Here is a 25,279-nt window from a genome sequence, read left to right as displayed (position 1 = left end):
ACGGACGGGGGCGCTTCCCGCTTCAGAGGACTTGGATCGACAGCGCGCCGGCTGGGCAGATCCGCAACACGTGCGGGCGTTCTGGCACCACGTCCCAAATCCGTACCTCAGCGTAGCGCAGCTGGATCGTCCCGCCCGGCCCAGGTCCGTGGAAGGCATGCTCCAGGGCGAGCACCAGGGTGGGACGCGGTGGATGCGGTCGAAGGGGGGTGTCGACCGTCAGCGTGATCGCATCGGCCGCCGAATGTGCGAAGGCGTCGAAGCTCTGCACCAGCCCGTCGATTTCGGCTCCGTCCAGGGTCAGCACGAGGCAGAGGCGGGGTAGGGCGTTGGGGCAGGCGGTGGCCGGCACGTCCCGTCGCAGGGTCACGCTGAAACGCAACGAACCCTGCGCCGGATAGACCCAGCGATGGGCTTCCCGCACCCCCTGGAAGGGCACCCATTCCTCTGGCTGCGATGCGGAGGGGGCTGCGACCCGGCCCTCGGCCCGGCCGTCCTGGCGGTAATGTAGCAGGGGGTTGACCCCAGCGGCCCCGATATCGGGATAGCGCGCCACATACATCAGGGTGCTGAAATTCGGGTTCGGATCAAGGCCGGCCTTCGCGCCGAAGCGCAGGTAATGGCGCACCGGGTCCAGGCGGATGCGGCCGCTCTGGTGCTTGTAGAAGGCAGTGTCGAAATCGGCGCTGGGGTCGCGGTTCTGCGCCGCCCCGCGCCACACGTAGTGCAGGAACGGGTCGATGCCGGAGCGGGCCACGTCCGGATGCTGGGTCCGGTAGTAACCGGCGTCGAACAGACGGGGCACGCGCCCCAGGGTCACCCGGCGGAACAGAGTGGTGGCGATGCGGATGAGGCGGGGCGGCAGCGGGATCGTCATGTGAAGGTCGGCGCCTCGCACAGGCGGCGCAGGACCGCACCGAAAGTCTCGGCGTCGTCCTCGCGGGCGAGCTGGGCGAGGCCGTTCTGCTGAACCTGGGTCCAAGCGGACTCGGTCTGGTGCAGCTGCGCCAGCGTCTTGGCAAAGCCTGGTGGATCGTGCCAATCATGGACCCGGTACCCCGTGCCGTCCGGCCAACCCATCTGCCCGGCCAGGATAGGCGTGACGACGCTCGGCAGGCCACGTGTCACGGTCTCCAGCACCTTGTGCGGGATGCCGGCGGCGAAGCGCGTCGGCGCCACGGCGACGCGGGCGGCATCGAGCGCGGGACCGATGTCGTCGACCCGACCCAGCACGGTGACGCCGGGCCGGGTCAGCCGCTCGGCAATGGACGGCGCGACGGTGCCGATGATGGTGATGCGCGCCTCCGGCAGGAGCGTCTGTAGAGGAGTCCAGACCTCTCCAAAGAACCAGTCGAGGGAATCGATGTTGGGCTCTCCCTCGCGGGAAAGGGAGCCAATAAAGACGAAGCCCGCGCGGGCCGCGAAGCCGGGGGGATTCGGATGCGGTGCCTGGAGATGGCCGAGCACCACAGGATCGGCGATGCCGGCGTGCCGGAGCAGCCGCGCATCGGCGGGCGAGACGCAGACCACGTTGTCGGCCGCCGCCACCGGCCGGAGTTCCAGTGCCGTGGCTCGAGCCAGCGCCGGTCCCGGGGCCGGTCGGCCCTTGAGGGTAGCGATGACGAAGTCGCGCAGGGCGTAGAGGGATTCGCAGTCGAACACCACGCGGGAGCGCCCGACATCCCGGGGGCTCAGGCCGAGGTCGTGCAGGACCTCGCAGACCATGCGGACATGCGGCGGACGGCTGACCCAGAGCACATCGTAGAAACCGGCGCGCTCGCTGACGAGGCGTCGGAAGCCCTCCCGCCCACAGGGCTCGATCACTTCGATCTGATCCGAAAGGTCACGGTAGGTTCGCGCCGGTTCCTCGCGCTCGCCGTAGACCGAACACACCGTCACCGCGTAGCCGAGATCCGCCATCGCGTTGACGATGGTGTTGGCGCGCGGCAGCCCGGCCCCGAGATCCTGGTGTGGCGCCCGGTCGTCGACATAGAGGATGCGCAAGGCGAAGGGCGCGTCGTCGCGGGGTCCGAACCCGGTGCGTGCCGGCCCCTGCCCAAACAGCCAGCCCCGATGCCGCTCGCGGAAGCGGCTGCGGTTGCGGTCGAGCAACGCTTCGACGTCGGCGCGCCGGACGCTGGTGGCGCTCTCCACGTGGATCGCGATGCTGCGCGGCTGATAGACGACGCGCCGCCCGGCCTGCTGGCAGCGCAGGCACAGATCGGTATCCTCGAAATAGGCCGGCGCGAACCAGTCGTCGAAGCCGCCGAGCGTGGTGAACAATGCGGCCTCAATCATCAGCACCGCCCCGGAGACGTAGCCGACGTCGCGGGTGTAGGAGGCCTCTGGAGCGAAGGGGTCGAGACCGCCCCGCCCATGGGGATGGGTGAGCTGCGGATCGTCCTGGAAGCCCGCGCCGGCCTCCTGCAGGATGCCGCCAGGGAACACCAGCCGGGCGCCGACGATGCCGATATCGTCGGATTCCGAGAAGGTCGCCACCAGGGCCGCCAGGGCGCCGGGCATCAGGTCGACATCGGGATTGAGGAACAGCAGGTACCGGCCCCGCGCCTTGGCCGCGCCCTGGTTGCAGGCCGGGCCGAAACCGATGTTTTCGTCGTTGAGGTGGATCTGCGCCCCGTCGATCCGGCCGAACAGCGCCCGGGTTTCCGGATCGGAGGCGTTGTCGATCAGGATCACCTCGAAGGCCGGGCCGGCGAAGGCCTGCTGCGCGGCGAGCTTGGCCAGCGTCCAGGCCAGCAGGTGCCGGGCCCCGCGCGAGACCATGACGACCGAGACCAGGGGCTCGGTCTCGGGCCGGAACGCGAGGCGTATGTCGTTGAGGAACAAGGCGTTCCAGATCAGGGCGCCCTCGACCAGGGCCGCCTTGCGGCCGGAGGGCGCATCGAGGATGTCGGGGGCAGCCATCATGGCAGGGGTTCCTCTGCCGAGGCGATCTCGGACAGGATGGTGATCCGCCCGATGAGATCGTCGTGCAGGAACAGGATCTTGGACGGACCCGCGTGGACGGGCTCGAGGCCCGCGAAGGTCAGGGCGGCGGGGGCGCCCGGCAGGTCCTCACGGGCCGTGGTATACAGAAGACCCAGGCTGGTATTCAAAGAGGTGACGCGTTGCAACGTGATCTCCCGCGTCGACGCGCCGATCTGGAAGGCCGCGTTGGGGTGAGTCCCGAACGCGAGGTGACGCGGGAGCGACAGGGCGAGCAGCGCCCCCTCTCCGGTCAGGCCGACGAGGCGCGCCTCGGCCTCCCAATCCGCGGCGACATCCGCCAGCTCGGCCGCGAGTTCGGCCCGGAGGGGCGGGGGCAGCCGCCGCTCGCGGACCCATTCCGGCGACAGGGCGAGGTGGAGCCCGGCAAGGCTGGTCTCTTGGCCGGTCTCTTGGCCGGTCTCTGGACTGGTCCCCTGGTCGATCCCTTGGTCGGTCCCCGATGATCCGGCGCCGGCCCTGGCGAACCAGCGCCGGCGCAAGGGGGTGTAGGGGGCGGCGCCCGGCGGTCCGGCGCGCTCGGTGGCGATCAGCCGCCCGAGATCGGGATGGTCGCGGAGGTCCGACCGCAGCGAGGTCTCGCAGGCGAGACGTCCGTGCCGGAGGGGCATGGACACGAGGCTGGACGCGACGAAGGTGGCCGGCTGCGCGGGATCGCTCGACGCCGGCTCGTCCGGGCCGGATGTGTCCGCGTCCCAGGCGGGAAGCATGGCCAGCAAATCGGTTTCCGCCTGCTCGGCTCCCTTGTTGTAGCCGGCAAATAGAGCTTCGCAGGCACGGGTCAGCGCGGCGAGTCCGGTCGCGTCCGAGGCCAGCGCCAGGACCATGTCCTTGACCGCCTGCCCGGTCTGTAGGCGGTGGGCCGGCGCCACCGGGTCGAAGCCCTCGAAGCCGAGAGCGGTGCCGATGACCGGTTTGCCGAAGGACAGGGCTTCGGCGACCTTCATCTTCAGCCCGCTGCCCATCAGGATCGGGGCGACCACGAGGTCGACGTCGTCGTAGAAGTCCTCCAGCCGCGGGACGTAGCCGGCGCGGATCACCCCCGGCGATGTGGCCGGGCCGAGGCTGTTGCTGATCTCGCCGGCGATCACGAGTTCGGGCCGCCCCGGCACCCAATCCGCGCTCCAGGCGGCGGCGAAATGCCGGATCGAGAACAGGTTCGGGTCGTTGCCGTGGCCGAGGAAGCCGATGCGCGTCAGCCGGGTCGGCGCCGCGAACGGGCGTCGGGCCAGGAAGCGGGGCGGCAGGAGGTGGACGCGCCGGTCGGTGAGGGTCCGAAAATAGGCGGCCTCCTCGGATTGGATCGCCAGGACGATGTCGGCGCGGGCGAGGCCGGCCGCCTCGCCGGCCCGGTCGGTGTAGAAGAAGTTCGGCTCGGCCCGGAACGGCCGGTACTGGCGCTGCCGGTCGGCGAAGCGGTCATGCGTGTCGATCAGCTTCAGCATGCCCGGGGGCGCCGCTTCGAGCGCCCGCGACAGGAACACGTAGTTCACCAGAATCGCGCGGGTTTCGGGATAGGCCTGGCCGTACCAGGCCACGAAGGCGCCGACCGCGTCGGGGCACCAATCGTCGATGCCGAAGCCGCGCGCCCGCGTGGTGAGCGGGATCGTGCCCTGGGGCTCGATCCGGAAGGTGTGCCGGAACAGTCCCGCCGCCTCGGCCTCGTCGGTGGGCGGGTGCTGCCCGAAGCGCCGGTAGATCTGATCCTCGTGGGCGTAGGTCGCGAGGTCGATGGCGAAGCCGCCGCGCTGGAGGGACAGGCAGGTGGTCAACAGCCGGCGCCGATTGCCGGCGCTGGTCGGGAAGGCCGGCATGGGCGCCACCACGAGGATCGCAGGGGGGCTCATCCGCGGGGCTTCCCGATCGTGGCCGGAGTGACGCTGCCGGTTCCGAGCAGGAGCGCCTGCGCCACCGCGAGGTCCCGGGGATTGCCCCAGACGGTTTCCAGGCCGAGGCGCGTCTCGGGCGCAGGCCCGAAGCGCAGGTCGGCCCGCACCACCCGCGCGCAGCTCCACGTCGTCCCGGCCCGGACCAGGAGATAGTTCGGCACCCCGGAGCCCGAGAGCGTGGCCTGGCTGTCGCTGTCGCGCGCGATGGCGAGGCGGGGCGCCGCGTCCCGCGCCGGCATGTCCCGCGCCGGCATGTCCCGCGCCGGCATGTCCGGCACCGGCGTTTCCAGGAAGGCGGGGGCCAGGAGCGGGAATAGCGTCGCCAGGGCGTCCAGGGTGGCCGGTGTCACCGCCGCGAGCACGGCGCCCGCCAGGGCCGCGCGCGCGGGCGCCGTCAGCTCGGCGACCGGGCGCGGCTTCGGACATGTGAGGGCCACCTCGCGGAAATGCGTCGCCAGCACCAAGGTGCCGCCCTTCGCCAGGGCCGCCCCGGCATCCGCCAGGACGAGCAGTCCGGCCGGGTCCCGCGCGTCGGCGCCGAAGCCGGTGAAGGCCCAGGTCAGCAGGCCGACGCCCGCCGGCCCCGCGATCCCGAGGGGAATCGGCAGGTCCGTGCCCACGGGGTAGCGGCAGACCAGCACGCCGTTGCCGGCCGCGAACAGGCGAGCCTCGCTGACATCGGGGTGGTCGGGGGGGGCGGTCATGCGGCCTTGGGATGTGATGGGCGGGTGATTGCGCGGAGGTCGGTCGGCCGAGGGTCATCCAAACCCCCCTGCGATCGCCTCGTCACCACAAGGATTCCCGGACCGGCCGGGTTCTGACGGGGCACCGTCGCGCCCGGCGATGGCCGTCGAGCGATTCCCGTCACGCGCGTCCCCGAAGGCGGCGGCCCGAACTCCAGGGTGCGAAACCGCTCGCCACGGGGACGCGGGGGGGGCTTCAGCCGGTCCGCTGCGCGCCGAAAGCCGCCAGGATGCGGGCCCAGGAGCGGGTGCCCTTGTGAAAGCTCGTCAGGTCGTACTTCTCGTTGGGCGAATGGATGCGGTCGTCGTCGAGGCCGAAGCCGATGAGCAGGGTGTTGCGGTCGAGCAGGCGCTTGAAGTCGCCCACGATCGGGATCGAGCCGCCGGCCCCGATGGTCACGGCGGGCACGCCCCATTCCTCGGCCAGGGCCGCGCGGGCGGTCTCGAGCTCGGGCATGTCGAACGGCAGGCTGATGGCGCGGCTGCCCTTGTAGCAGATCACCTCCACCGAGCAGTCGGCGGGGATGCGTTCGCGCACGAAGGCCTCGAAGGTGCGGGCGAGCTGTTCAGGGTCCTGGTCGTCCACGAGGCGGAACGAGACCTTGGCGCTGGCCTGACCGGCGATCACCGTCTTGGTGCCCTCGCCGGTATAGCCGCCGATGATGCCGTTGACGTCGCAGGCGGGGCGCGACTGGATCAGCTCGATCAGCATGCGGCCGCGCTCGCCGGCCGGCTCCGACAGGCCGATGGGACCGAGAAAGGTTTCCGGCGTGAAGTCGAGGCCGCGCCATTGGTCGAGCACCGCCTGCGGCGTCTCGCGCACGCCGTCGTAGAAGCCCGGCAGCGCGACCTTTCCGTCGACATCGTGCAGGTCGGCGATGATCTTCGACAGGACATGGATCGGGTTGCGCGCCGCGCCTCCGAAGAAGCCCGAATGCAGGTCGCGGTCGGCGCAGGTCACCGTCACCTCGAAATAGGCGAGGCCGCGCAGCGAGGTGGTGATGGCCGGCGTGGTGGGGTTCCACATGCTGGTGTCGCACACCAGCACGATGTCGGCGGCGAGCTTGTCGCGATTGGCCGCGACCCATTCGGGAAGGCCCTGCGAGCCGTTCTCTTCGGCGCCTTCGATCAGGATGGTGACGCCGCAGGGCAGCTCGCCCTCCATCGCCAGATGCGCTCGGCAGGCCTCGATGAAGGTCATCACCTGGCCCTTGTCGTCCGAGGCGCCGCGCCCGACGATTTTCTTCTCGCCCTTGGCGTTCAGCGCGAGGCGCGGCTCGAAGGGCGGCGTCTCCCACAGGGCCAGCGGGTCCACCGGCTGCACGTCGTAATGGCCGTAGAACAGCACGTGCGGGGCGCCCGGCTTCGGGGCGTGGGCCAGCACCACCGGGTGCAGGGACGTCTCGTGGATGGCCGTTTCGAAGCCCAGGGCCGTCAGCGTGCCCTCCAGCCACTCCGCCGCCGTGCGGCAATGGGGGGCGAAGGCCGGGTCCGTGGAGATCGAGGGAATCCGCAGAAAGGCGAAGAGCCGCTCCAGGGCGTTGTCGAGGTCGCGGTCGATATCGTTGAGAACGGGGGCGAGCGCGGTCATCGGGCGTCCTTCACGGGGAGGCGAGCGGCGGAACCGGGTTAGCGCAAGGGAGCCGGGCCAAGCAACCGGGCAGGACCGAGCAACCGGGCATGACCCAGCAACCGGGCAGCACCGAGCAACCCGGCTCCACCGAAGCAATCGTCGCATCGTCGAGCCGTACCGCAACGTATCCGTCAGCCGTGCGCCGTGTCGGCCCGTGCACGCTCGGCGGGAACACCCGCTTTTTGGAACTGTTATCGAGTGGACCGGCCCGGGGCGGATGATTTTTCCCCGCCGCGGCCCCTGCGACCCTGTCTCGAAATCCAACGGTGCCGTGCCTGTCCCGGCCCGCAAGTCACGGATACCGCCATGCTCATCGAAAGTGGTTCGCCTCATGCGGCGAACACCATCGGCATCACCCTGACGATCAACGGCGAGACCCGTTCGCTTCAGGTCGCGCCCTGGACCACGCTGCTCGACCTGTTGCGCGAGGATCTCGACCTCACCGGCACCAAGAAGGGCTGCGATCACGGGCAGTGCGGCGCCTGCACGGTGCTGGTGAACGGCACGCGCATCAATTCCTGCCTGACCCTGGCGGTGATGAAGGACGGGGCCAGCATCACCACCGTGGAGGGCCTTGCCGCGAGTGCAGGCCTTGCCGGGAGTGCAGGCCTTGCTGGAAGCGCAGGCCTTGCGGGGAGTGGGGGCGTCGCGGGCGCGGAGGGCCTGCATCCGCTCCAGGCGGCCTTCGTCGAGCACGACGCCTTCCAGTGCGGCTACTGCACGCCCGGCCAGCTGTGCTCGGCGGTGGGGATGATGACGGAAGGCCACGCCCATTCCCGCGAAGAAATCCGCGAGGCGATGAGCGGCAACATCTGCCGCTGCGGCGCCTACACCAACATCGTCGATGCGATCGAAGACGTGATGCACGCGGGAGCCGCACGATGAACCGCTTCGATTACGTCCGCCCGACCACCGTGGACGAGGCGGTGCGCGCCATCGCGGCGGGCGCCAACAGCCGCTTCATCGCCGGCGGCACCAACCTCGTCGATCTGATGAAGTACAATGTCGAGCGGCCGGAGCGCCTCATCGACATCACCCGGCTGCCCCTCGACCGGATCGAGGAGCGCGACGGCGGCCTCAGCCTCGGCGCCCTGGTGACGAATTCGACGGTGGCCTACGACGCGCAGGTCCAGGCTCGCTATCCGCTCCTGTCGAGCGCGATCCTGGCCGGAGCCTCGGGGCAGCTGCGCAACGCCGCCACCACCGGCGGCAACCTGCTGCAGCGCACCCGCTGCTACTATTTCTATGACGACGCCACGCCCTGCAACAAGCGCGAGCCGGGCACCGGCTGCTCCGCCATCGGCGGCGTCAACCGCATCCACGCCATCTTCGGGACGAGCCCGTCCTGCATCGCCACCCACCCCTCCGACATGTGCGTGGCACTGGCCGCGCTGGAGGCCAAGGTCCGGGTTGCGGGCCCGGGGGGCGAGCGCACCATTCCGTTCGCCGACTTCCACCGCCTGCCGGGGGACGCGCCGGAGCGGGACACCAATCTGAGCCCCGACGAGATCGTGCTCGCGGTCGATCTGCCCGACGAGGAGTTCGGCGCCCACCACACCTACCTGAAGCTGCGCGACCGGCTCTCCTACGCCTTCGCGCTGGTCTCGGTGGCGGCCGTGATCAAGCGCGACGGCGACACCATCCGGTCCGCGCGCTTCGCGCTCGGCGGCGTCGCCCACAAGCCGTGGCGCAACGCGCAGGCCGAGGCCTTCCTGGTCGGCAAGCCCGCCACCGCAGAGACCTTCGCGGCGGCCGCCGACATCGTGGTGGCCGAGGCGCAGCCCCAATCCGAGAACGCATTCAAGATCGAACTCGCGCGTCGTGCCATTGCCCGCGGCCTCGCCCAGGCCGCCGCCGGCACGCCGCAGTCGCAGTCCGACAAGCGCATCGCCTGAAGGAACCCTCATGGCCCACAGCATCAGCACCTCAGGCACCGACACCTATGTCGGCACGGCGCAGAGCCGCGTCGACGGCCCGGCCAAGGTCACCGGCCAGGCGAAGTATGCCGGCGAATTCGCCGCCCCCGACCTGACCCACGGCTACGTGGTGTCGAGCGGTATCGCCCGCGGCCGCATCCTGTCCATCGACACCGCCGCCGCTGAGGCGGTGCCGGGCGTCGTCAAGGTGTTCACCCACGCGAACCGGCCGCGCACCGCCTGGCTCGACTACAATTACCAGGACCAGGTCGCGCCTCCCGGCTCGCCCTTCCGGCCGCTCTACGACGACAAGGTCCATTACAGCGGCCAGCCGGTGGCCCTGGTGGTGGCCGAGGATTTCGGCACGGCCCGTTACGCCGCCTCGCTGATCAAGCTCACCTACGAGGCCGAGGCGCCGACCACCGATCTCAGGACCCTGGAGGACGTGGCCTACGTGCCGCCGAAGAAGCGCTCGGGCATCAAGCCCCCGCCGGCGCCCTGGGGCGATGCGGACGGCGCCTACAAGGCCGCGCCGGTCCAGCTCACCAACCACTACCACATGGCCGTGGAGCACCATAACCCGATGGAGCCCCACGCCTCGACCGTGGTCTGGGAGGGCGGCGGCAAGCTCACCGTCTACGACAAGATCCAGGGCGTCTCGAACAGCCTCGGCTACATCACCGGCGTGTTCGGGATGAAGAAGGACGACGTCCACGTCCTCAACCCCTATCTCGGCGGCGGCTTCGGCTCGGGGCTTCGCCCGCAATACCAGCTCTTCCTCGCCGTGATGGCGGCGCGCGAACTCGAGCGTTCGGTGCGGGTGACCCTGACCCGCGACCAGATGTTCACCTTCGGCTACCGCCCCGACGTGCGCCAGACCATCGCTCTCGGGGCCGAGGCCGACGGGGCGCTGACCTCCGTCCGGCACGAGGCGATCTCCGGCACCTCCGGCTTCGAGGATTACCAGGAGGTGGTCGTGAACTGGTCGGGCATCCTCTACGATTGCCCGAACGTCGCCCTCGATTACCGTCTGGCCAAGATCGACACCTACACCCCCTCCGACATGCGGGCGCCGGGTGCGGTGACGGGCGTGTTCGCCCTCGAAATCGCCATGGACGAACTCGCCCACGCGACGGGCCAGGACCCGATCGACCTGCGCCTCAGGAACTACGCCGAGAAGGACCGCACCCAGGACAAGCCGTTCAGCTCGAAATCCCTGCGCGCGGCCTATGCGGAGGGGGCCGAGCGCTTCGGCTGGTCGGGCCGCAACCCTGAGCCGCGCTCGATGAAAGAGGGGCGCGAACTGGTGGGCTGGGGCATGGCCACCGGCATCTGGGAGGCGCTGATGCAGCAATCGAGCGCCCAGGCCACGCTGACGGCCGACGGCAAGCTCGTGGTCGGCAACCAGACCGGCGACATCGGCACCGGCACCTACACCATCCTGACCCAGATCGCCGCCGATGCGCTCGGCCTGCCGATGACGGACGTGACGACGAAGCTCGGCGATTCGAAGCTCGCCAACGCGCCGATCGCCGGCGGCTCCTGGACGGCGGCCTCCTCGGGCACGGCGGTGATGAAGGCCTGTCGCGAGATCGCCGCCCAGGTCTTCACCCTGGCGCGCGGCCTCGACGATTCGCCGCTCGCCAACGTCGATTTCGATCGCGCGGTGTTCAAGGAGGGGCGCATCTCGGTGGCGGGCGACCCATCCCGCAGCATCGCCCTCACGGAGGTGATGGCGAAGGCGGGGATGGACAAGATCGAGGCCACCGGCTCGGCCGGGCCGGATTCCAACCATTCCCAGGACTTCGCCGGCTACACCCACTCGGCCATCTTCGCCGAGGTGAAGGTCGACGAGGATCTCGGCGTGGTGCGCGTCACCCGCGTCGTCTCGGCGATCGCGGCGGGCAAGATCCTCAACACCAAGACGGCGCGCAGCCAGATCCTCGGCGGCGTGGTGATGGGCATCGGCTCGGCGCTGGAGGAGGAATCCATGCTCGACCACACCATCGGCCGGTTCATGAACCACAATCTCGGTGAGTATCACGTGCCGGTGAATGCCGACATCTTCGACATCGACGTGATCTTCGTCGAGGAGGACGACAGGGCCAACCCGATGGGCGTGAAGGGCCTGGGCGAGATCGGCATCGTCGGCACGGCGGCGGCGGTGGCCAACGCGGTGTTCCACGCCACCGGCAAGCGCATCCGCGACCTGCCGATCACCATCGACAAGATCATCGGCTGACGGCGAACCGCCGTCCGTCCCGACGATCGAGAGCCGCGTGCCCCCCGGTGCGCGGCGCTCAGCGCGTCGCGCGGCCGAACAGGCGTTCGGCGAAGCTCGGACCCGCATCGCCGCGTCCGGCCACCACCACGAGGCGGCGGACCTCGCCGCGCAGATAGGACTGGAGGAAGCGGTTGTAGTCCCGGAAGGAGACGCAGCCGTTGGAAGCCCCGCTCGGGCCCAGCATGTAGGTATGGGCCAGGATGCCGTCGCGGCCGTGGATCGCCGCGCTGCCTCCGACCGGGTTGAGCCGGATCGCCCGCACGCCGTGGAACAGGGCCTCGCGCTCGGTGAGGTCGTAGGTGCCGGGCGGGGTCGAGCCGCGCATCCGGCGATGGACGTGGCGCGGGTTGTCCATGCTCTCGCCCAGACCCGAGTGAGCCTCCAGCCGCTCGCCGCTCGGCAGCGTCACGGTGCGGGCGGTGATGTCGTAGACGGCGGTGCCGGCGCTCACCCCCGGATTGCTCTCGATGGTCCGGCGCGGTCCCGGATCGATGGTCGGATCGACCGACGCGTAGGCGAGGGTGGTGCGCGGTTCCGGGTCCGGCGCCGGGCGGGTCCCGAACACCGTGTCGAAGAACGAGCGCTCGGCCTCGGCATTGGCCTGCGCCCGCTCCGTCCGGGTCCGGCGCGTCGTCAGGGCGCGCAGGGCCGGCTCGGACCGAAGGGCGAAGCGGGCCGGCTCGGCCTGACCCGGGACCTGGGCCTGGACCTGGGCCAGGAGCCCGGCCGGACGCGGGACCGGCAGGGGAACGAGCTGGGCCACCGGTTGCGCTATCGGCTGGGATACCCGCATCGGCGTGGCCGGCAAGGCGCGCGGCGTCACCATCGCCAGCACGGTGGCGGGCGCAACCGCCGGGACCAGCGTGGCGGCGAGCGGCAAAGCCTGCGCCAGCCGGGGCACGGACGCCCCGAGCGCCGGGGTCGGGTCGAGCATCCACGCGGCGGCGCTGGGGGCGCGGACCGCCGCCAGGACGGACGGTCCCGGTCCGGCGGGCACCGGCCCCTCCGGCGCGGTCAGGCGCGGGAAGACGCCGCAGAGCAGCGCGACCAGGGACGTCTGGAGCAGCACCCGACCGCGCGGCCGGCGAGGGCGGCGGAGACGGCGGCCGTACGGATACACAGCGTCGTTCATGCGGGCGCTACTCGGATACGCAAGTCCCGAACGGACACCGGTCCGGCTGCGCACACCTGAAGAAAAGGTTAAGCGAAACCAGGATCGGACGAAGGTGCCCGTTGAGGAAACATCAATCTTAACGGGACCACTACAGCCCCAACTTGGTTAATCCGAGATAAACCGCAGCGCATCTTGTCGCCGAAACGATGCGTTGTCCGCAAAACGCCCGCTTCCCGGCCCTTTTCCCGGCCCTTGCTCACCAACTCCCACTTGCCGTCTCTCACGTGCCGGCTTCCACTTTCCCACCGTCGAACCGCCGACGCGAAAAAAGCGGGACCGACCCTGTGGACCTCGGGGGCAAACCGGGATCGGACGACGCACCTGCGGAATTTGGGCGTATGCTGTCGAGCGATCCGGGCCGGTTGCCGGTTTCAGGGAGATCGCGGCCGCATGGGGTTCCTCATCGTCTTTCTCGGCGCCGGTCTCGGCGGCATGGCCCGCCACGGTGTCGGGCTCGCCGCCCTGCGCTTCGGCACGAGCTTTCCCTACGGCACGATGGGCATCAACATCCTCGGGTCGATCCTGATGGGCGTGCTCGCCGGGTGGTACGCCATGCGCAGCGGCAGCCAGCCGATGCGGCTGTTCCTCGCGACCGGCGTGCTCGGCGGCTTCACCACCTTCTCCTCCTACGCGCTCGACGGCATCCTGCTGCTGGAGCGCGGCGAGGTCGGTGCGGCGATCATCTACATCCTGGGCTCGATGGTGCTCGGCCTGGCCGGTCTGCTCCTCGGCCTCATGATCATGCGGATGATCCTGTGACGAAGGCCGAATCGGCCTGAGGCCTGCGTGCCAGGTACCGTGCGGCACGAGACGGCGCGGCGGCCGGACCGAGCCCGGGGCCGTCCCGCCGATCCTTCGGGGCCGACAGTCTGCCGGGGACCAAGTCCGTCCGGGCAAGCGCCGGAAAGATGGCCCGTTTTCTCCGCGCGTGGAATGCCTCCAAATTAAAACTGACCGAATATTGGAATGATGCAAGATTCAATCAATTCCAATCTTGTCTGAATTGCTTGCCAAGCCGAGTGCCAGCTTTCAAACCTTGCCTCCACCGAACAAAAGCCGCCGGGAGAGCAGGACGATGGAACGCACGCTGGACTGGATGCGCGGCTATGCGCGGCTCGCCTGGTGGGACGGCTCGGCCCTCGACCTGCGGCTGCATCGCCTGACCGACATCATCGACGCCCTGGCCGGCGTGCCGGAGGCGGACCCGGCGCTGGTTCCGGCGCACTGGCGGACGCGGGCGGAGGGCCGGGGGATGAGCGATCGGGCGCCCGCGACCTGGGAACCCGCGACCTGGGAACCCGCGACCTGGGAACCTGCGAACTGGGCATTGGGAGAGCGCGCGTGAGCGGTGGAGATGCCGCCCGGACGGTCGCCGGACAGGCCAGGCCGGCCTGCGCCGAGTCGGCGTCGCCCGAGGGTCACCTCGACGAGGCCCTGCGCCGGGCGTTCTGGCAGAGCCTGAACCGCGCGCCATTGCCGGCGATGTCGGCCCTGGAGGTGGCGGCCCGCGTCGTCGGGGCCCTCTACCGCCAGGTGGCTCAGGCTCATGAGGGCCCGAACGGGTGCCGCTGCGGCTGGGAGCCGGACCCGGATTGCGATCTCATCGTGCTGGAGGCCCATCTGGCGGCCGCCCTGATGCAGCCGCCCGAACCGGACCTCGCCCACATGGCGGTGCTGGGGCGGGCCTGAACCGCGCTTCGGTTACGGTTCCCTCACACTCCCGGGGCGATCATGGGCGATGCGGGGCCGCGCGGTCGGCCGGGCATCGCAGCGCCGGAGATGTGAGATGGACGGGTTTTATCGCGGGATCGAGACGGCCCTGCTGGCCTTCAGTCTCGTCCTCGGGCTGGGCGCGCTGGTGGTGTCCGACCGGGCCATGCCGCGGGCCGCCGTCACCGAATTGGCGATCACGCTGCCGATGCTGTCCGTCACGGCGACGCCCTGAGATTTCGGCGTTGCCGAGCAACGATTTATGCTCCGGCAGGTCTCTTGACTGCAACCCTTCAGCCCGCTCGCGACTTAACTGTTCAAGCAGCAACGCAGGCCGTTGCGCAAACCCGACACGTTGAGGGCACGTCCACCGAGGGATGTGCGAGCGAGACTTTTCGATGATGGCAAATCGACTGCGGATGCCCGCACTCGCGGGCGCTTTCTTCTTGATGGGATTCGGCTTCTCCGGCGGTGTCGTCATGGCGGCACCCGCGGCCGATCAGGGGCCGGCCAAGGCCTCCGACTCCAGCCCGACGATTACGCCGGTGGCGGCCGTGACGGAATCCGAGGACGAGGCGGTCAATTGCAGCCGCTCGCGTCGACGCCTGTGGATCGAGGGCGAAGGCTGGATCGTGCGCCGGGTCACCACCTGCCGTTAGGCGGGTTGTTTTCACGTGGTGGGCTGAAAATTTCCAGTCTCAAGACCTGAGGCCGAGATTCTTGACGTGAGACACCGAAACCCTGCCGCCCGGCAGGGTTTTTCGTTTGAACTGCAGTTTCGTGCTGAACTGCTTTTGTCTTGGGCCGCTTCTGTTCCGGGCTGCGTTCGGCGCGTCTTGCCTCGCGCCCTAAGCAGTCTTCGACGGTGTCCGTTGCGCAGGGGGCGGGAACGACCGGCGGAATGGGGTGGTTTTCCTCCGGATCGGCGCGCGTCGGAGTTCGGCACCCCATGACCACTCGCTTCCTGACGGCGCCCCTCGGCGCCCGCCTCCTCGGTGCGGCCCTGGCTCTCGCCGCCGCGACCGGCGCGGCCTGCGCCCAGGATGTCGCGTACGCCGGAACGTCGGGCTATGGCCACCGCTCGCCCTACGGCCAGGCCTTCCCGGATGGGCATGACCAGGGCTACGGCTACGGCGGCGCGCTGATCGAGGGCGCCTATGTCGGGGCACCGTTGACGCGGGTTCCCCGCCCGAGCGAGCTGGTGCCGAGCGCCTGGGGCTACGGCACCTACGGGATTCCGACCGTCGCGGGTATCCGCAGCACCCGCCCGGGCACGCCGACCGTCTATGTCATCGAAGCGCCGCGCGCCGAGGCTCGCGGAACTATCCGGTCCCGGTCCGCGATGGGCCGCTCCAGGGTTGTGGTCCGCGATCGCCGGGGCCGCTGGTCGGAGCCCGCACGGCAGACCGGGCCGGCCTCCGTCCAGGCTGCGCCCGCCGCAGCCGAGATGAGCGGCGGCGCGCGGGTCATCCCGGTTCGCGTCTCGCACCGATAGGCTCGGCCAGGGCTGTCCGCCCACGAACGGACGATGTTTCGGCTCGGGACGCTTTGGCAACCGGTTAATCTGTTCCTGTCATCCTCACGTCAACAACCGTGAAGGTGGTCGGGCCACGCCATGCATATCGTCCTCGTCGACACGAGTCGGGTCGTCCTCAAGATGATCTCGGCCCTGCTGGAACCCAACGGCCACACCGTCACGGCCTTTACCGACTCGGCGGAAGCGCTCGACTATGTCGAGAACACCGCATCGGTGCGGGTGCTGATCACCAGCCTCGAGGTCCGGCCCTTGGGCGGCCTCGAATTGTGCTGGTCCGCCCGTCTGCTGGCGGAGGCCAATCGCCCGCTCTATGTCATCACGATGTCGTCCGCCCGCAACGCGCGGAACCTCGCCGAGGCCCTCGACAGCGGCGCCGACGACTTCATCGAGAAGCCGCCGGGACCGGAGGAGCTTCATGCCCGCCTGCGGGCCGCCGAGCGCCTGACCACGATGCAGAGCGAACTGATCCGCCTGGCCGAGACCGACTCGCTCACGGGTCTCCTGAACCGCCGCGCCTTCCTGCAGAAGTCGCGCGATGCCGCGGAGCGGGTCGGCGATCATGGCAAGATGTCGGCGATCCTGCTTGACATCGACCACTTCAAGCGCATCAACGATGAGTACGGCCACGATGTCGGCGATGCCGCCATCCAGGCCGTCTGCCGCGAACTGGCGCTGGACGGAATCGTCGGCCGCCTCGGCGGCGAGGAATTCGGGATCGTCCTGCCGCACCGGGCCGGTGCCGAGGCCGAGGCCATCGCCACCCGCCTGCGCCGTGCCATGGAGGCCCTGCGCATCCGCGGCGGCCGCGTGCCGATCCGCCTCACCTGCAGCTTCGGCGTCAGCGAATGGTCGGAGGGCGACACCGTCGAGGGGCTTCTCAAGCGCGCCGACATCGCCCTCTACGAGGCCAAGACCACCGGCCGCAACCGCGTCGTCAGCGCCGCATCCGATCTCGTCCTGGCCCGTGCCGGCTGAGCCGGCGCCCGAAGAATTCCCAACCATCCGGCCGCGTCGTCTGTCCCAGTGCGGGACGAGGCCCGCGACCAGGGTGGGGCATCTGCACAACGTTCACCACAGTCTTGCGGGATTTCAGGCGAGTTTCGAAGCAAGTCGACGGGGTTTCGCCCGAGGTTTGGTCAATAAAGCTCTGGAACGGAAATTGATCTGACTCTCCCAAGGGCCGTCGCGGTGTGTCGTGGCGGGACAACGGGGAGTAATGCGGCATGAATGACGCCGTCGGAGTCTTGATCGTCAATGAGCCATCCGGGTTCGCCTCGACCTTTCGAGCGGTGATCGAACATGAGCCGCGTCTGCAGACTTTAAGCGAATCGGATCTCGCGCGCGCACCGGCGCGGAGCGTCGCCCTGGTCTTCGTCGGATCGCAGCCGGAGGCCTCGATTGCCGCCGACATCGCGGCTCTCAAGGAGCGCGCGCCGGGCCTAGACGTTCTGGTGGGCTTCGACCTGCTGCGCGCCGACCTGTTGCGCCAATTGGTGGAAGCGGGCGCCGACGCCTTCGTGGCCCGCAGCGCGACGCCGCGGGACGTGTGCGGCGCCATCCTGAGCCTGGCCGCCCGATCCGAGGCGCGGGGCGCCGAGACGCCGGCGCCGGCCGTGCTGCCCGCCAGCGAGGGCCTGACGCCGCGTGAGGCCGAGATCCTGCGCTTCCTCAGCGCCGGCTTCAGCAACAAGGAGGTGGCCCGCCGCCTGAGCCTCAGCGTGCGCACGGTGGAGACCCACCGCCTCAACCTGCGTCGGAAGACCCAGACCGGTCGCCTGAAAGACCTCGTCGCCCTGGCGCGCCACCTCGGGCTCGCTCCGGTGGTCGAGGCCAGCCCCATGCGGTCGGGCGGCGAGCGCGGACGGGTCCAGCACCAGAGCGAGTGCGTGGCCCGGCTCTGAGCCGGGCCACGGTGCCCCTCAGGCGGGGGTGAGACTTTCGTTGACCGCGGAGAGGGGACGCTTGGGCTTCTGCGCCACGTCGCCGCCGCGCATGGCCTCCTCGAGGGGCTCGGGGCCTTTGCGCAACAGCTTGGCGAGGTAGTAGCTGCCGAAGCCGAAGATGAACGCGTAGGCGATCAGGAAGGCGATCAGGGAGGTCGTCACGGCATTGACCGTCAGGGGCGAATGCGCGTCCGCCGTCCGCAATTGACCGTAGACGATGTAGGGCTGGCGCCCGATCTCGGCGGTGAACCAGCCGAACAGGACGGCGCCGAAGCCGGACGGCGTCATCAGCATCGCCGCCCTGAGGAACCAGCGGTTCGTGTAGAGCGTGCCCCGCCAGCGCAGGTAGAGACTCCACAGGCTCAGGCCCAGCATGGCCATGCCGATCGCCACCATGATGCGGAACGCATAGAACACGGGCCAGACCGGCGGGCGCTGGTCGCGCGGCACGTCCTTCAGGCCCGGCACCACCCCCGAGAAGTCGTGGGTGAGGATGAAGCTGCCGAGCCGCGGGATGCCGATCTCGAAGTCGTTCTTCTCCGCCTCCATGTTGGGAATCGCGAACAGCAGCAGGGGCATGTTCGCCTGCCGGTCCCAGTTGGCCTCGATCGCCGCGAGCTTGGTCGGCTGCAGCTTGAGCACCGCGAGACCGTGGCTGTCGCCGACGAAGATCTGGATCGGCGTGAAGATCACCGCGAACCACAGGGCCATGGACAGCGAGATCCGGGCGCCCGCCACCTTCTCGGCCGGTTCCTTGCGCCCGCGCAGGATCATCCAGGCCGACATGCCCGCAACCGCGAAGGCCGTGGTGAGGAAGCAGCCCAGCACCATGTGGGCATAGCGGATCGGGAAGGACGGGTTGAAGATCACCTTCCACCAGTCGGTGGCGATGGCCCGGCCGTTCTCCACGACGAAGCCGTCCGGCGTCTGCATCCACGAATTGGCGGACAGGATCCAGAAGGCCGAGATCAGCGTCCCGAGCGCCACCATGCAGGTCGAGACGAAGTGCAGCCGGTCGCCGACCCGATCCCAGCCGAACAGCATGATCCCGAGGAAGCCCGCCTCGAGGAAGAAGGCGGTGATGACCTCGTATTGGATCAGCGGCCCCAGCACGTTGCCGGTGAAGTCGGAGTAGCGCGACCAGTTGGTGCCGAGCTGGTAGCTCATCACGATGCCGGAGACGACGCCGAGGCCGAACGAAACCGCGAACACCTTGACCCAGAACCGGTACAGGTTCCGGTACATCGGGTTCTTGGTCCACAGCCACTGGGCTTCCAGGCGGGCGAGAAAGCTCGCCAGCCCGATGGTGAAGGCCGGGAAGATGATGTGGAAGGCCATGGTGAAGCCGAACTGGATGCGCGAGAGCAGGAGCGCGTCGACTTCCATAGGAAACCTCGTCCGATGCGGTGCCCGGAATCAGGGAACCTTGGAACAGCTATAGCGTAGAAGACGCCAAAGCTGCACCCGGTTCACCGGGGCCGCTCAGGTCGCAGCCCGGGGGGGAGACGGAGCCGCCGCGCTCAGGGCTTCCGCAACAGCCGCCGCGGCGCCCGGGCCAGCGCCGCGACGCCGAACAGGCCGAGGGCGACCACGCCGGTCAGGCCGGCGACGAGGAGGTCGCGATCCCGGCTTGTCCAATAGGCGCTGCGGGTGGCCTTGGTCCGGTCCGAAAAGCGCCCGTCGATGCCCACATCGCCCGGCACCGGCGCGAAGAGGTTGCCGGCCTTGTCGGGCGCCGGTTCATCGGTCAGCTGCGCCGACCACATCGTGGCGGCCTTGGCATCGGCGTAGCCCGGCATCAGGGCCTGGGCGGCGGCCATCATCACCGTGCTGTGGCCGACCCAGACCTCGCGGCTCGGATTCTCGGCCGTGGCGACGATGGCCTCGGCGCAGAGGCGCGGATCGTAGACCGGGTCGGGGGCGTACTGCCCGTGGCCGGTGCGGTTGCGGGCCCAGTTGAACTGCGGGGTGTTGACGGCCGGGAGGTAGACCACGCTGAGGGAGACATCGACCGCGTCGTGGATCAGTTCGGAGCGCAGGGCGTCGGTGAAGCCCGAGACCGCGAACTTCGCCGCGCAATAGGGCGCCTGGAGCGGCGCCGCGCGGATGCCGAGGCCGGACGAGACCTGGATGATGGCGCCCCGGTTGCGCGGCTTCATGTGGCGCAGGGCCGCGAGCGTTCCGTAGACCTGGCTCAGATAGGTCGTCTCGGTGACCCGCTTGTACTCGTCCGGCGTGATCCGGTCGGCCGGGTTCACGATGGTCGCCATCGCGTTGTTGACCCAGGCCCGGATCGGCCCGATCTCGCCCTCGATCCGCTCGGCGGCGGCGTCGAGCGCCGCCGCATCCGCCACATCCGCCGAGATCGCCAGGACGGACCCGCCATAGGCCGCGAGCGCGGCCTCGGTCTTCCGCAGGCGCTCCGGATCGCGGGCGATGACCGCGACCGCCCAGCCGCGCCGGGCGAAGAGGTGGGCGGTGGCAAGCCCGATTCCGGCGGTCCCACCGGTAACGACCGCGACCTTGGTCATGATGTTGGTATCCTCAACCCGGGAGAGCTTGCCCAAGACAGCCTGTCCAAGACAGTTTGCCGACGACAGCTTGCGCCAACGGTCTCACGCCAGCGCCGTTGCTCTCAGACCGGCGTGCCCAAACGACACGGGAGCGCGGAAAGCTCCTCGTGGGCGAAACCCGTCGCATGGTTCGGTCTGCTTGCGCCCCTTCACCGACCTCAAGAAGCTCCGCTTCGCAGCAGCTCGGTGGAGGATGACCTACGCCTGAACCGGATGGATTTTTGCCGGTCCGCGTTCGGCGTAAGGGTGGAAGAAGCGGACACCTGGCCGTGCTTTCGACGAACACCCGGGGGCTCTCACAATGCGTTCTCGGCGCAGGCTGACCAAAGAACCATGGATCAGGAGCAAGCGTCCCGTAGGACGCCTGTTTGCTGCGCAGCCAAGCGTTGACCTCAGTTCGCCCGGGCCACCTCGACGAGGTTGTCCGAGAAGGACGGGGCGTGGCCCATGTCGGTGAAGGCCCCCGAGGAGATGCTGTTGACCGTGCCCTCGTTGAGCTGACGCCAGTAGCCGAGCGTCGCGACCACGATGCCGGCCTTCACATCGTCGGTGATGCGCGCCACGCCCTTGAAGGCGCCGCGGTCGTTGGCAACCTGAACCTTGTCGCCGTCCCTGATACCGCGGGTGTCGGCGTCGGCTTGGTTGATCATGACGAACTGCTCGCCCTGGCCCTTCTGCTTGTCCTCCATGTTGGCGTAGCAGGAGTTCAGGAAGTAGTGGCTTTTGGGCGATACGATGTTGAGCGGGAAGCGCTTGGCCAGTGCCGGGTCGTTGGTGTGGGACTCGCGCGGGCCGAGGTAGTCGGGTAGCGGATCGAGCGCTTCGCCCGGCTGGAAGCCCTCGTACATCTGCCGGAACGGTGGCGCGACGAAGTTCGTGGCGCCCTCGACCATGAACATGCACTTGCCGGTCGGCGTCGGGAAGTTGCCCTCGCGGTGGGGCGCGCGGTCGTCCGGCGTGCCGACCTTCAGCCGGGCGAAGCCGTGCTCGCGCATGTACTGGAGGTCGATGCCCTCGCAGGCTGGCGCGTTCCAGTCAACGTAGTGCTCCAGGCACTCCGTGTCGGTCCACTTGAAGTTCTCTTCTTCAAAACCGAGCCGGGCGGCGAGCTGGCGAAAGATCTCGTTGTTCGGGATCGCCTCGCCGGGCGCGTCCGCGCATTTGGTGTTGTAGGTCAGGTAGAGGTGGCCCCAGGACAGGATCATATCCTCCATCTCCGCCCCCATCGTCGCCGGAAGCACGATGTCGGCATAGGAGGCGGTGTCCGAGATGAAGTGCTCGGCCGAGACCATGAACAGGTCCTCGCGCATCAGCCCGGCGACGATCTTGTCGGTCTCGGGCGCCTGCGTGACGGGGTTCGAATTCCAGCACATCATCGACATGATCGGCGGGTCGAGCTTCAGCTCGCCGGTGAGCGCGCGTCCGATCTGAAGGTTGCTGATGACGCGGGTCCCCTCCGGGATCAGGTCGGGCCGGCACATCACGTCGAACTTGTAGGGATGCTCCCAGACACCGAACTGGGTCACGCCGCCGCCGACGTGGCGCCAGGCGCCGGTGAGCGCCGGGATGGACGACACCGCCCGGATGGTCTGGCCACCGCCGTAATGCCGTTCCAGCGCCACGCCCATGCGGATGCCGACCGGCTGCTCGGTCGCCATCTCGCGGGCGAGCTTGCGGATGTCCTCGGCCGGGACGCCGGTGATCGCGGCGGCCCATTCCGGCGTACGCGGAGCGGCCCGCTCCTTCAGTTCTTCGAAGCCGACCGTGTAGTTATCGACATAGTCCTGGTCGACGAGGCCCTGCGCGACGATCGAGTTGATCAGCGCCATGGCAAGTGCGCCGTCCGTGCCGGGCTTCGGTGCGATGTGCCAGTCGGCCGCCTTGGCGGTGCGCGACGCGTAGGTGTCGATGACGACGACCTTGGCGCCTTGTCTCTGGGCGTCTTTCACGATGGCCCAGTGGTGCAGGTTGGTGCTGACCGAGTTGCAGGCCCAGATCACGATGTACTTTGAGTGGATGTAGCTGTCCGGGTCGAGCCCGGCGGTCGGGCCGACGGTGAGCAGCCAGGCCGTGCAGGAGCCCTCGCCACAGAAGGTGCGCTCGGTCACGGTGGCGCCCATGCGGTTGAAGAAGGCATCGCCGCCGTTCAGCCCATGCACCAGGCCCTGGTTGCCGAGATAGCTGTAGGGCGCGATGGCCTGCGGCCCATACTGGTCGATGATCGCCTTCCAGCGCGACACGATGGTGTCGAGCGCCTCGTCCCAGGTGATGCGCTCGAACTGCTTGGAGCCCTTCGGGCCGACGCGCTTCATCGGGTAGAGCAGCCGGTCCGGGTGGTAATGGCGCTTCTCGTAGTCCTTCAGCTTCACGCAGAGGCCGCCGCGGGTCATCGGATGATCCGGGTTGCCGCGGACGCCGAGCAGCTCCCCGTCCTTGACCTCGAAGATCATCGAGCAGGTGTCGGGACAGTCGTGCGGGCAGCCGCCGAAGAAGGTCTCGGTCAGGCTCTCGGCCTGGGCGACCAGCAGGGAGTTGGGCTTGACGATCTCGTTCATGTTTCCTCCACGGCCGAGCGTCCCGCCTTATTTTTCCTGACGGGCCGGCCCGGTGCGTCAGCAGAATGCACTCAAGTGCAAACAATTCCAAATTTTGGTCCGGCGGAAGGACCAAAAGACTGCTGGGCCATGGTACCAACGGTTTTGTCGCGGATCGGCGCGGTCCGCCTGAGGCTTGGTTCGTGACGATAGGGACGGGGGACGCCACGGCCAGCAGGCGACCTCGGGCAGGATGGAACGTGTGGAACTGACGCTCACCCTGGACGCCAAGTCCGAGAAGCCGCTCCAGGCACAGGTGTTCGACCAGGTTCGGGAGATCATCCTGGATGGGCAGATCAAGGCCGGCATGGCACTGCCTCCGAGCCGATTGCTGGCGGAGCGCCTCCGCGTGTCCCGCAACACGGTGTTGCTGGCCTATGAACGCCTTGTGGCGGAGGGCTACGTGAGGGCGCGCGGCACGGCGGGCCTGTTCGTGGAGCCGATCTCGCCGGATAGTCTCCTCCTGATCCAACAGGGCAGTCGGCCCCTGACGAACGGCCCGGTGCCGGACGCATCGAGCGAACCCCTGCTGTGCTTCGCCGGCTCGCCCGGCGGCGGCGGCGACCGACCCGAACTCGACTTCTGGGTCGGGCGGTCCGATCCGGCGGGGTTCCCGCTGGCCATCTGGCGACGGATCGTGACGCGGCTTCTGGCGCGGGAGACGGCCTACCTCACCGATTACTGCGATCCGGCCGGCCTCCCGGATTTGCGCATGGCCATCAGCACGCACCTGCGGCGCGCCAGAGCGGTGGCGGTGACGGAAGATCAGGTCATCGTGACCACGGGTGGGCAGGACGCGCTCAACCTCGTGTTCAACCTGCTGAAGGGACACACCCGGCAACTCTGCATCGAGAATCCCTGCTACCTCGGAGCCTCGCTCATCTTCCGGAACGCCGGTCTGGAGATCCATCCGGTTCCGGTCGACGGCGAGGGGCTGCGAACGGACCTCCTGCCCACGGCCAAAGGCAGCCTGCTCTACGTCACGCCGTCGCATCAGTTCCCCACCGGAGCCACCATGCCGCTGACGCGGCGCCTGGCCCTGCTGCGATGGGCGGAGGAGACAGACAGCTACATCGTCGAGGACGATTACGACAGCGACTTCCGGTACGACGGGCCGCCGCTGACGGCTCTGGCCGGTCTCGACGGAGGCCGGCGCGTCTTCTACGCCGGGACGTTCTCGAAGTCGGTGGGCGCCGGCCTGCGCATCGGCTTCGCCACGGTCCCGCGCATGTTTTGGGACGAGGCGCGGATGCTGAAAGCACGGATGAGCAATGGCCAGGCCTGGCTTGAGCAGGCCGCGCTCGCCGCCTTCATCGACGAGGGGCACTTCGACCGGCACCTGCGCCGCCTGAGGCAGGTCTACAAGGCGCGCCGTGACTGTCTGGTTGGAGCACTTCGCAGGACGTTCGACGGGGCCGTCGTCCTCGGCGGCGAGAGTGGCCTGCACCTGGTCTGGCGCCTCCCGCCCGGCTTTCCGCCCGCTCGGCAGATCCAGATCATGGCGCGAGAGCAGGGCATCGGCGTCTACGCCCTTTCGAGCGGAGCTGCCTACGACTTCGATCCGGGTGCACGGGACGACATGCTGGTCTTCGGCTACTCGTCGCTCAACGAAACGCAGATCGAGACAGCCGTCGGCGCGTTGCAGCGGATCGTGCTTGGGCAAGCAGACCGCAACGAAGGCACGGATTAGGTCTGCGTCAGGGCCCCCGACGAAATCGCTTCTTCGTCGTAGTTGGGTCGGAGGCGGAACGTCCGCTTCAGGGCGGAGGGTGAGGGGCCGCTCCCCCGCCCCATACGGCCATCGCGTGGGCCGGCGGAGCCCGACCCGACCCAGCGTGCTGGCAGTCGTCGGGGCTGACCGAATGGGCGGCGGTGCAGGCAACGACATTTTCCGCATCGCCCTTGGCGACATCGCCGTCAGGGGCGCCACCGACCTGCTCGTGGACTTCCAGGAGGCGGGCCAGACCAGCGGCCACGTGATCCGCTTCACGGGCTTTGCCGCGGGCTCGACGCTGGAGCTGGTGGCGCCTCGGGCCATGCGCGAGTGTACGAGGTGCAGGACGGTGCAGGCCTGTCGGAAGGGCAAATCCTGGTCAGCGCGGGCGGTGCGCGGGGGCAAGTGTCGACGCCCAGCGACGACGCCTTCGCCTGACCCTCGGATCAGGGACCCGGCTCAGTCCGGGTTCCCTGCCTCGGAGCGCCAAGATGCCAAACGGCAAAGTCAGCTCCGGCGTAAAAGCAGGCCGGCAGACATTCACCCGCCCAGGACGTTCGGCG

21 protein-coding genes are annotated in these 25,279 nt (G+C 69.0%); 12 read left to right on the top strand and 9 right to left on the bottom strand.

What is annotated here, in order from left to right:
- Nucleotides 1-22: 22 nt before the first annotated feature.
- The 5 genes from ACV7NL_RS03590 to ACV7NL_RS03570 all read right to left on the bottom strand — a co-directional run bounded on the left by ACV7NL_RS03590 (nucleotide 23) and on the right by ACV7NL_RS03570 (nucleotide 7,229).
- Nucleotides 23-877, bottom strand: a complete 855-nt coding sequence (locus ACV7NL_RS03590; protein WP_463354951.1) for a hypothetical protein — start codon at nucleotides 875-877, stop codon at nucleotides 23-25.
- Nucleotides 874-2,928, bottom strand: coding sequence for a glycosyltransferase (locus ACV7NL_RS03585; RefSeq protein ID WP_463354950.1), 2,055 nt, complete (start codon nucleotides 2,926-2,928; stop codon nucleotides 874-876). The genes ACV7NL_RS03590 and ACV7NL_RS03585 overlap by 4 nt, the downstream gene beginning before the upstream one ends.
- Nucleotides 2,925-4,853 (bottom strand): glycosyltransferase, encoded by a 1,929-nt coding sequence (locus ACV7NL_RS03580; protein ID WP_463354949.1) that lies wholly within the window; start codon nucleotides 4,851-4,853, stop codon nucleotides 2,925-2,927. Before ACV7NL_RS03580 ends, ACV7NL_RS03585 begins: the two co-directional genes overlap by 4 nt.
- Nucleotides 4,850-5,599 (bottom strand): hypothetical protein, encoded by a 750-nt coding sequence (locus ACV7NL_RS03575; protein WP_463354948.1) that lies wholly within the window; start codon nucleotides 5,597-5,599, stop codon nucleotides 4,850-4,852. Before ACV7NL_RS03575 ends, ACV7NL_RS03580 begins: the two co-directional genes overlap by 4 nt.
- A gap of 235 nt (nucleotides 5,600-5,834) precedes the next feature.
- On the bottom strand, nucleotides 5,835-7,229 hold the full coding sequence (locus ACV7NL_RS03570) for a M20/M25/M40 family metallo-hydrolase (RefSeq protein ID WP_056485429.1): 1,395 nt from the start codon (nucleotides 7,227-7,229) through the stop codon (nucleotides 5,835-5,837).
- A 348-nt stretch (nucleotides 7,230-7,577) separates the two neighbouring features.
- Between ACV7NL_RS03570 and ACV7NL_RS03565 the strand changes: the two genes are divergently transcribed.
- The 3 genes from ACV7NL_RS03565 to ACV7NL_RS03555 are packed head-to-tail and all read left to right on the top strand — an operon-like array spanning nucleotide 7,578 to nucleotide 11,429.
- Nucleotides 7,578-8,156 carry a (2Fe-2S)-binding protein gene (locus ACV7NL_RS03565; protein WP_463354947.1) on the top strand — a complete coding sequence of 193 codons (579 nt, stop codon included), beginning with the start codon at nucleotides 7,578-7,580 and terminating at the stop codon, nucleotides 8,154-8,156.
- On the top strand, nucleotides 8,153-9,166 hold the full coding sequence (locus tag ACV7NL_RS03560; protein WP_463354946.1) for an FAD binding domain-containing protein: 1,014 nt from the start codon (nucleotides 8,153-8,155) through the stop codon (nucleotides 9,164-9,166). Before ACV7NL_RS03565 ends, ACV7NL_RS03560 begins: the two co-directional genes overlap by 4 nt.
- Nucleotides 9,167-9,176: 10 nt before the next feature.
- On the top strand, nucleotides 9,177-11,429 hold the full coding sequence (locus tag ACV7NL_RS03555) for a xanthine dehydrogenase family protein molybdopterin-binding subunit (RefSeq protein ID WP_463354945.1): 2,253 nt from the start codon (nucleotides 9,177-9,179) through the stop codon (nucleotides 11,427-11,429).
- 58 nt (nucleotides 11,430-11,487) lie between these two features.
- Here the strand turns inward: ACV7NL_RS03555 and ACV7NL_RS03550 are convergent, their stop codons facing one another.
- Nucleotides 11,488-12,603, bottom strand: coding sequence for a DUF2778 domain-containing protein (locus ACV7NL_RS03550; protein WP_463354944.1), 1,116 nt, complete (start codon nucleotides 12,601-12,603; stop codon nucleotides 11,488-11,490).
- A 432-nt stretch (nucleotides 12,604-13,035) separates the two neighbouring features.
- Between ACV7NL_RS03550 and crcB the strand changes: the two genes are divergently transcribed.
- The 8 genes from crcB (at nucleotide 13,036) to ACV7NL_RS03510 (ending at nucleotide 17,793) form a co-directional block, all read left to right on the top strand.
- Nucleotides 13,036-13,404, top strand: coding sequence for a fluoride efflux transporter CrcB (gene crcB, locus ACV7NL_RS03545; RefSeq protein WP_056182479.1), 369 nt, complete (start codon nucleotides 13,036-13,038; stop codon nucleotides 13,402-13,404).
- A 316-nt stretch (nucleotides 13,405-13,720) separates the two neighbouring features.
- The gene (locus ACV7NL_RS03540) at nucleotides 13,721-13,990 is read left to right on the top strand and encodes a hypothetical protein (RefSeq protein WP_463354943.1); all 270 of its coding nucleotides are present in this window, start codon (nucleotides 13,721-13,723) and stop codon (nucleotides 13,988-13,990) included.
- Complete coding sequence (locus ACV7NL_RS03535) at nucleotides 13,987-14,334, top strand: hypothetical protein (protein WP_056182471.1); 348 nt, start codon at nucleotides 13,987-13,989, stop codon at nucleotides 14,332-14,334. The genes ACV7NL_RS03540 and ACV7NL_RS03535 overlap by 4 nt, the downstream gene beginning before the upstream one ends.
- A 97-nt stretch (nucleotides 14,335-14,431) precedes the next feature.
- On the top strand, nucleotides 14,432-14,590 hold the full coding sequence (locus ACV7NL_RS03530) for a hypothetical protein (RefSeq protein WP_463354942.1): 159 nt from the start codon (nucleotides 14,432-14,434) through the stop codon (nucleotides 14,588-14,590).
- A gap of 163 nt (nucleotides 14,591-14,753) precedes the next feature.
- Nucleotides 14,754-15,014, top strand: coding sequence for a hypothetical protein (locus ACV7NL_RS03525; protein ID WP_463354941.1), 261 nt, complete (start codon nucleotides 14,754-14,756; stop codon nucleotides 15,012-15,014).
- A gap of 290 nt (nucleotides 15,015-15,304) precedes the next feature.
- Nucleotides 15,305-15,850, top strand: coding sequence for a hypothetical protein (locus tag ACV7NL_RS03520; RefSeq protein ID WP_056182467.1), 546 nt, complete (start codon nucleotides 15,305-15,307; stop codon nucleotides 15,848-15,850).
- A 120-nt stretch (nucleotides 15,851-15,970) separates the two neighbouring features.
- Nucleotides 15,971-16,867, top strand: coding sequence for a diguanylate cyclase domain-containing protein (locus ACV7NL_RS03515; protein ID WP_463354940.1), 897 nt, complete (start codon nucleotides 15,971-15,973; stop codon nucleotides 16,865-16,867).
- 248 nt (nucleotides 16,868-17,115) lie between these two features.
- Nucleotides 17,116-17,793 carry a response regulator transcription factor gene (locus tag ACV7NL_RS03510; RefSeq protein WP_463354939.1) on the top strand — a complete coding sequence of 226 codons (678 nt, stop codon included), beginning with the start codon at nucleotides 17,116-17,118 and terminating at the stop codon, nucleotides 17,791-17,793.
- An 18-nt stretch (nucleotides 17,794-17,811) separates the two neighbouring features.
- Here the strand turns inward: ACV7NL_RS03510 and ACV7NL_RS03505 are convergent, their stop codons facing one another.
- From ACV7NL_RS03505 to ACV7NL_RS03495, 3 genes are all read right to left on the bottom strand, one after another.
- On the bottom strand, nucleotides 17,812-19,221 hold the full coding sequence (locus tag ACV7NL_RS03505) for a cytochrome ubiquinol oxidase subunit I (RefSeq protein ID WP_056182457.1): 1,410 nt from the start codon (nucleotides 19,219-19,221) through the stop codon (nucleotides 17,812-17,814).
- A gap of 134 nt (nucleotides 19,222-19,355) precedes the next feature.
- Nucleotides 19,356-20,366, bottom strand: a complete 1,011-nt coding sequence (locus ACV7NL_RS03500; RefSeq protein WP_463354938.1) for an SDR family oxidoreductase — start codon at nucleotides 20,364-20,366, stop codon at nucleotides 19,356-19,358.
- A 434-nt stretch (nucleotides 20,367-20,800) separates the two neighbouring features.
- Entirely contained in the window at nucleotides 20,801-22,963 is a 2,163-nt protein-coding gene (locus ACV7NL_RS03495; protein ID WP_463354937.1) for a molybdopterin-containing oxidoreductase family protein, read from the bottom strand.
- Nucleotides 22,964-23,204: 241 nt separating this feature from the next.
- Between ACV7NL_RS03495 and pdxR the strand changes: the two genes are divergently transcribed.
- On the top strand, nucleotides 23,205-24,692 hold the full coding sequence (gene pdxR, locus ACV7NL_RS03490; RefSeq protein ID WP_463354936.1) for a MocR-like pyridoxine biosynthesis transcription factor PdxR: 1,488 nt from the start codon (nucleotides 23,205-23,207) through the stop codon (nucleotides 24,690-24,692).
- Nucleotides 24,693-25,279 lie beyond the last annotated feature (587 nt).

This window comes from Methylobacterium sp. Ger2507, from assembly GCF_055231875.1.
The sequence above is the reverse complement of the archived record's forward strand: the minus strand, read 5'-3'. Positions and strand labels throughout refer to the sequence as shown.